Genomic DNA, 6,363 nt, shown 5'->3' on the forward strand with positions numbered 1-6,363 from the left:
GCCTTATCCTTCATCCTTTTTTATTCTCCTGTCCAATATGTATTGTACTCCTACATTTTTCGACCCGGGCGGCCCGGCGCCCGCCTTGACACATCGGATGGAACGTGATAATATACTGGAACAGTGAATCGCGCGAGGAACGGAAATAGTATCCAGCGAGCACCCGACAGAGAGGGCCCGTCACCGGCTGAAAGCGGGCCCGGGGGGTAACTGGAGAATGTGCGTCCGGGAGCGCAGAGGGCCGACGGCCCCCGGTCTGGCCCCGTTACCGGCCCCTGAGTGAGAAATGAGAGTGGAACCGCGATCAACGTCGCCTCTCGTGCCTTTGGGCACGGGAGGCGCGTTTGCATTCTGGGGGGTGCTTGGACTGACACGATTGGGAGAGACCCTGCGGGCCTATCAGGCCCGCGACCCTGCGGCCCGGAGCCGGCTGGAGATCTTTCTGCTCTATCCGGGCGTGCATGCCACGCTGTACCACCGGCTGGCCCACTGTCTCTACCGGCACCGGCTGTTCTTCCTGGCCCGGCTGGTGAGCCAGTGGAGCCGGTTCTGGACCGGCATCGAGATCCACCCCGGCGCCAGAATCGGCCGCCGGTTCGTCATCGACCACGGCATGGGCATCGTCATCGGCGAGACGGCGGAGATCGGGGACGACTGCCTGATCTACCACGGCGTCACCCTGGGCGGCACCGGCAAGGACCAGGGCAAGCGCCACCCCACCCTGGGCAACAACGTGATGGTGTCCGCCGGGGCCAAGGTGCTGGGCCCCTTCAAGGTGGGGGACAATGCCCGCATCGCCTCCAACGCGGTGGTGCTCAGCGAGATCCCCTCCGACGCCACCGCCGTGGGCGTGCCCGCCCGGGTGGTACGCATCGCCGGGGAGAAGGTGGACTACGCCAGTCAGGTGGACCAGATCCACGTCACCGACCCGGTGCAGAAGGAACTGCAGGCCCTGAATTCCCGGCTGGAATGGCTGGAACAACTATTGGATGAACAGGCAAGGAGTCAGAATCTATGAAAACAATCTATCTGTACAATTCCGCGAGCCACAAAAAAGAGGAGTTTGTCCCCCACGAGCCGGGCAGGGTGTCCATGTACACCTGCGGCCCCACGGTGTACCACTTCGCCCACATCGGCAACCTGCGCAGCTATATCATGGAGGACGCGCTGGAGAAGCTGCTGCGCTACGCCGGCTATGACGTGAAGCGGGTGATGAACATCACCGACGTGGGCCACCTGGCCTCCGACGCCGACACCGGCGAGGACAAGATGCTCAAGGGCGCCAAGCGGGAGCACAAGAGTGTGCTGGAAATCGCCAAATTCTACACCGACGCCTTCTTCTCCGACTGCAAGAAGCTGAACATCAAATACCCCGACGTGGTGCAGCCCGCCACCGGCATGATCGACGAGTATATCAAGGTCATCTCCGCCCTGATGGACAAGGGCTATGCCTACTTCGCCGGCGGCAACGTGTACTTCGACACCTCCAAGCTGGAGAAATACTACGTGTTCAACGACCACGACGAGGAGGATCTGGCCGTGGGCGTCCGGGAGGGCGTGGAGGAGGATGCCAACAAGCGCAACAAGAACGACTTCGTCCTCTGGTTCACCAAGTCCAAGTTTGAGGATCAGGCCCTCAAGTGGGACTCCCCCTGGGGCGTGGGCTACCCCGGCTGGCACATCGAGTGCTCCTGCATCTCCATGAAGTACCTGGGGGAGCACCTGGACATCCACTGCGGCGGCATCGACAACGCCTTCCCCCACCACACCAACGAGATCGCCCAGTCCGAGGCCTATCTGGGCCACCCCTGGTGCAAGTACTGGATGCATGTCCACCACCTGAACACCAACCACGGCAAGATGAGCAAGTCCAGCGGCGAGTTCCTCACCGTCTCCCTTCTGGAGGAGAAGGGCTATGACCCGCTGGTGTACCGCTTCTTCTGCCTCCAGTCCCACTACCGCAAGGGGCTGGTGTTCTCCTGGGAGAACCTGGACAACGCCAGGGCCGCCTACGACAAGCTCATCGCCCGGGTGGCCGCTCTGGGCACCGACGGCGAAGTGGACCAGGCCGCCGTCCAGGCGTACAAGGACCGCTTTGTGGAGGCGGTGGGCAACGATCTCAATACCTCCCTGGGCGTCACCGCCCTGTACGACGTGCTCAAGGCCGACCTGAACGACGCCACCAAGCGGGCCGTCCTGGACAGCTTTGACCAGGTGCTGGGCCTGGATCTGCTGAAGAAGGCCGACGCCCTGAAGGAGCAGCAGGCCGCCCCCGTGGAGGGCGCCGAGGAAATCGAGGCCCTCATCGCCAAGCGCCTGGAGGCCAAAAAGGCCAAGGACTGGGGCACCGCCGACGCCATCCGCGATCAGCTCAAATCCATGGGCGTGGAGATCAAGGACACCAAGGATGGCACCACCTGGGCAAGGGCATGACAGTATCACTATGAGCAAGCGGGAGGACACGGCCTGTTTGGCCGTGTCCTCCCGCTTGTTGCATTTCTTTCTTCGCGCCTGGAGTGGTATTATTCCGTGGCACCTTCCCCGGTGATCTCCGCCACCTTGACCTTGCGGTCCTCTTTCAGGGAGAGGGTGGCCGCATCGGCGGCGGCGATGGCCGCCCGAGCGGCCTGGCCGGTCATGAGGGGCTTGAACTCATCGGGAACAGGCTCGCCGTGGAGGACTCCGTTGAAGAACTTCATCTCGTTCTTCATGATGCCGTGGAGCCACAGCGGGGGCTTCTTGCCGGGATGGCCGTACTGGATGGCGCCGTCCATCTCGGTGGAGTGGTAGATCCGGGTGCGGTCGTCGTCCTCCTCCTGGGTCTCGTGGACCAGGTAGTGCTCCTCCTTGCCATCCTTGGTTTTGACGGTCATGCCCACGTTGCACATGTCGATGCGGATGGCGCCCTCAGTGCCCTCGATGAGCACATAGTGCTCCGGCCAGTGGAAGGCGGAGCCGTACTCTACCACCGCATAGGTGTTGTTGCCGAACTCCATGTTGATAAAGAGCATGTCGTCCTCATCGCCGAACTGCTCCCCCTTGTGGGCCACGTTGCCGCCGGTCATAGTGACCTCGGTGGCAGGGCCCATGATGAACTGGATGCAGTCCACCTCGTGGATGTGGTGGTACAGGTGGCCGCCGGACTGGGCCCGCACCTTTTTCCAGCTGATCTCCGGCTGGGGCTCCTCCCAGCCGTTGCGGGCGGAGTGGGCGTAGAGCACCCGGCCGATGGCGCCCTCGGCGATCAGGCGCTTGGCGTGGCGCACGCCCCGGAAAAAGTTCATCACATGGCCGGCCATGAGGATCACGCCGTTCTCCTGGGCGGTGCGCACCATCTCGTCGCAGTCGGCGTAGGAGAGGGCCATGGGCTTCTCACAGAATACGTGCTTCTTGTGCCGGGCCGCGGCAATCACCGGCCCCTTGTGGAGGTAGTTGGGGGTGGCCACGATCACCGCGTCCACGTCCGGGCGGCCGCACAGCACGTCCAGATCGGTCTCCACGTCGCAGCCGTACTCCTTGGCGATGGTCTCGCCGTTTTCGGGATCCAGGACGGCCACCACCTTGGCCCCTTCCTGCTCGTTGAGGATCCGGCCCAGCTCGGCGCCGAAATATCCGGTACCTACGATTGCGTATCCGATGGTCTTCATCGTTCCAATCCTTCCTTTCCGTTATTTCACCGCGCCGTCCGCCAGACCGCCGGCGATCTTATTTTGGATGATGCAGAAGAAGATGATGGAGGGCAGAACCACGATGGCACTGGCCGCCATCATGGAGCCCCAGTTGAGGATGTCCGCGCCCTCCAGGGTCTTGACCGCCACGGACAGGGTGGTCTTTTCCGAGCTGCTCACCAGCAGCAGGGCGTACAGGAATTCGTTCCACGCGTTGATGAACACATAGATGGCGGTGGAGACAATGCCCGGCCGCACCAGGGGAAGCACAATGCGGGTGAATACCTGGAAGCGGTTGGCGCCGTCAATGCGCCCCGACTCCTCAATGTCGATGGGCACCGTTTTGAAGAAGCCCACCAGCATCCACACCGCGTAGGGGACACTGAAGGACATGTACACCAGCACCAGGGCAATGCGGGTGTTGGTCAGGTGCAGGACGTTCATCACCACCGCGTAGGGGATGACCAGCATGATGGAGGGGAACATATAGGTGGTGATGAGGATCTTGGTCATGATGTTGCCCAGTTTGGGGAAGAAACGGATGATGCCGTAGGCCGCCAGGGCGGAGATAAAGGTGGCGATCACCGTGGTGCACAGGGCCACGATCAGGCTGTTTTTGATGTTGGTGGTAAAGCCGAGAGTGACCAGCACCGTGTGGAAGTTCTCCAGGGTCCATTCCATGGGCAGGATTTTGGTTGGATTGGCCAGCATCTCCCCGCTGGATTTGAAGGCGGAGACCAGCAGCCAGATCAGGGGGAATATGCACAGCACCGACAGCACAATGAGATAGACATAGGAGAAGCATCCGCCCGGGGAGAAGCGTCTCAGTTTTTTCATCTCACTTGTCCTCCTTCTCCCAGCGGTTGATCACAGAGAAGTACAGCACACAAAGGATCACCAGGAAGAGCAGCAGCAGGATGGAGGCCGCCGACGCCTTGCCCACCAGCCGTCCGGTCCAGCCGGTGTCGTAGATGAAGATGGGCATGGTACTGCTGGCCCCCGCCGGGCCGCCGCCGGTGATCATGTAGATGATGTCGAAGTTGTTGAACACCCAGACGGTGCGCAGCACCACCAGCAGGCCCACCACCGTCCGGATGTGGGGGGCGGTGACGTAGCGGAAGGACTGCCAGCTGCTGGCCCCGTCGATCTGGGCCGCCTCGTACTGGTCCCGGGGGATGGTCTGGAGGGCGGCGTACACGTTGACCAGGATCAGCGGCGCGCCGAACCAGATGTTGATGAAAATCAGGGTGGGCAGCACCAGGTTCTTGTCGCTGAGGAACTGGATGAGCTCCGGCGTGATCCCCAGATCCCGGAGCAGGGTGGGCACGAAGCCGTGGATGCCGTTGAGCAGCCACTTCCAGGTCATGGCCGTGGCGATGGCCGGGAAGGCCCAGGGGATGATGGCGAAGATGCGGAACAGGTTCTTGGCCACCTTGTTCTGGACCCGGTTCAGGGCCAGCGCCCCCACGAAGCCCACCACCAGCTGGCCCAGCACGCTGAACAGGGTCCACAGCAGGGTGTGGCCGAAGGCGGAGTAGAAGTCCTCGTCGGTGAGGATGTCGATGTAGTTCTTCAGCCCCACCACGTCGAACTCGTTGCGGATCATGGTCTTGTTGGTGAAGCTGTACACCAGGGTGGACAACAGCGGATAGACCAGCAGGCAGATGACCACCAGCATGGCCGGGCCCACGAAGATCCACCGGGTCAGCCGGCTGCCCTGGATGCCGCCGCTGCGCAGGGTGCGGATTTTTCCGTTCATATCAACCCTCCCGTCTATTTTGCCGTAAAAAAGGGGGCGGAAGGGTTTCTTCCGCCCCTCAGGTGCAGCCGTCAGGCCACCATGGTCTCAAAGATCTCGTTGAGCCGCGCCTCGGCCTCCTGGGCCGCGGTCTCCACGTCGGTGCCGTTGGTGATGATGTCCTGGAACATCTCCTCAATGACGCCCTGGTTGGCCAGCAGGCCGGCCTGGGCGCTGGGCCCGTGCTCGAAGCCGATGGCGGTGCCCTCGTTCACCGCCTCGGTGATGACGGCGGCCTCGTCGGAGAACTGCTGGACGATGGGGTTGGACAGGTACTCCTCGTTCTCCTCAATGCCCTTGATGGAGGGCAGCATGCCCACGGGCACGGCGGCCAGGAAGTCCAGGTAGTTGTCGGTCTGATACAGGTACTCGATGAAGGCCTGGCAGATCTCGGGGTGCTCGGAGTTGGCCCAGGTCACCAGCGGGATGTGGGTGGCCTCCGCGCTGTAGTAGGGGTCGTCGGCGTTGATCTTGGGCAGGGGGGCGCAGGAGACGTACTCCAGCAGGTCGGGGCGGTTGGTCTCCACGCCGCTGATCTGGAAGCCGGAGTTGAAGTCAAAGGCGGTGGTGCCCTGGTAGTACAGGGTGGCGTGGTCGTTGACGGTGTAGTTGATGGTCTCGGCGGGGGAGCAGTTCTTGTACATGTTGACCCAGTAGTTGATGCCCTCGATGGCCAGGTCGCTGGTCAGGTTGGCGGTCAGGTCGTCGTTGAGCAGGCTGCCGCCGCCGGAGCGGACGTAGTAGTTCAGGTAGCGGGTGCACAGCAGGTCGTTGGGGCTGCAGGACACGGCACAGCCGTACAGGCCCTCGTCGGGGTTGGTGAGCGCCACCGCGGCATCATACAGTTGATGGCTAATTAAAGGGAACAAAAAGAAAGGAAAAGCACAATCCAGACGG

Annotated in this window: 6 protein-coding genes; 2 read left to right on the forward strand and 4 right to left on the reverse strand. The window is 62.2% G+C overall.

The features are described from left to right. The first annotated feature begins 367 nt into the window (after positions 1-367). Positions 368-1,018 carry a serine O-acetyltransferase EpsC gene (gene epsC, locus QZ378_RS11830; RefSeq protein ID WP_191379520.1) on the forward strand — a complete coding sequence of 217 codons (651 nt, stop codon included), beginning with the start codon at positions 368-370 and terminating at the stop codon, positions 1,016-1,018. A gap of 5 nt (positions 1,019-1,023) precedes the next feature. Further along, the gene (gene cysS / locus QZ378_RS11835) at positions 1,024-2,433 is read left to right on the forward strand and encodes a cysteine--tRNA ligase (RefSeq protein WP_191379519.1); all 1,410 of its coding nucleotides are present in this window, start codon (positions 1,024-1,026) and stop codon (positions 2,431-2,433) included. An 89-nt stretch (positions 2,434-2,522) separates the two neighbouring features. Here cysS and QZ378_RS11840 read toward each other — a convergent pair whose 3' ends face one another. From QZ378_RS11840 to QZ378_RS11855, 4 genes are all read right to left on the reverse strand, one after another. Continuing rightward, positions 2,523-3,647 carry a Gfo/Idh/MocA family oxidoreductase gene (locus QZ378_RS11840; RefSeq protein WP_191379515.1) on the reverse strand — a complete coding sequence of 375 codons (1,125 nt, stop codon included), beginning with the start codon at positions 3,645-3,647 and terminating at the stop codon, positions 2,523-2,525. A gap of 21 nt (positions 3,648-3,668) precedes the next feature. After that, positions 3,669-4,505 carry a carbohydrate ABC transporter permease gene (locus QZ378_RS11845; RefSeq protein ID WP_087341396.1) on the reverse strand — a complete coding sequence of 279 codons (837 nt, stop codon included), beginning with the start codon at positions 4,503-4,505 and terminating at the stop codon, positions 3,669-3,671. Position 4,506: 1 nt separating this feature from the next. After that, on the reverse strand, positions 4,507-5,427 hold the full coding sequence (locus QZ378_RS11850; protein ID WP_291258412.1) for a carbohydrate ABC transporter permease: 921 nt from the start codon (positions 5,425-5,427) through the stop codon (positions 4,507-4,509). A gap of 71 nt (positions 5,428-5,498) precedes the next feature. Continuing rightward, positions 5,499-6,296, reverse strand: a complete 798-nt coding sequence (locus tag QZ378_RS11855; protein WP_366935206.1) for an extracellular solute-binding protein — start codon at positions 6,294-6,296, stop codon at positions 5,499-5,501. Positions 6,297-6,363 lie beyond the last annotated feature (67 nt).

Origin of the sequence: Flavonifractor sp. (assembly GCF_019422385.1) — a bacterium.
GTDB classification, from domain to species: Bacteria; Bacillota; Clostridia; order Oscillospirales; family Oscillospiraceae; genus Flavonifractor; species Flavonifractor avistercoris.

Bases quoted from the DNA above. Each gene is read 5' to 3' on its own strand.
- QZ378_RS11845 (WP_087341396.1), bottom strand. From the start codon at position 4,505: ATGAAAAAACTGAGACGCTTCTCCCCGGGCGGATGCTTCTCCTATGTC.
- QZ378_RS11840 (WP_191379515.1), bottom strand. From the start codon at position 3,647: ATGAAGACCATCGGATACGCAATCGTAGGTACCGGATATTTCGGCGCC.
- QZ378_RS11850 (WP_291258412.1), bottom strand. From the start codon at position 5,427: ATGAACGGAAAAATCCGCACCCTGCGCAGCGGCGGCATCCAGGGCAGC.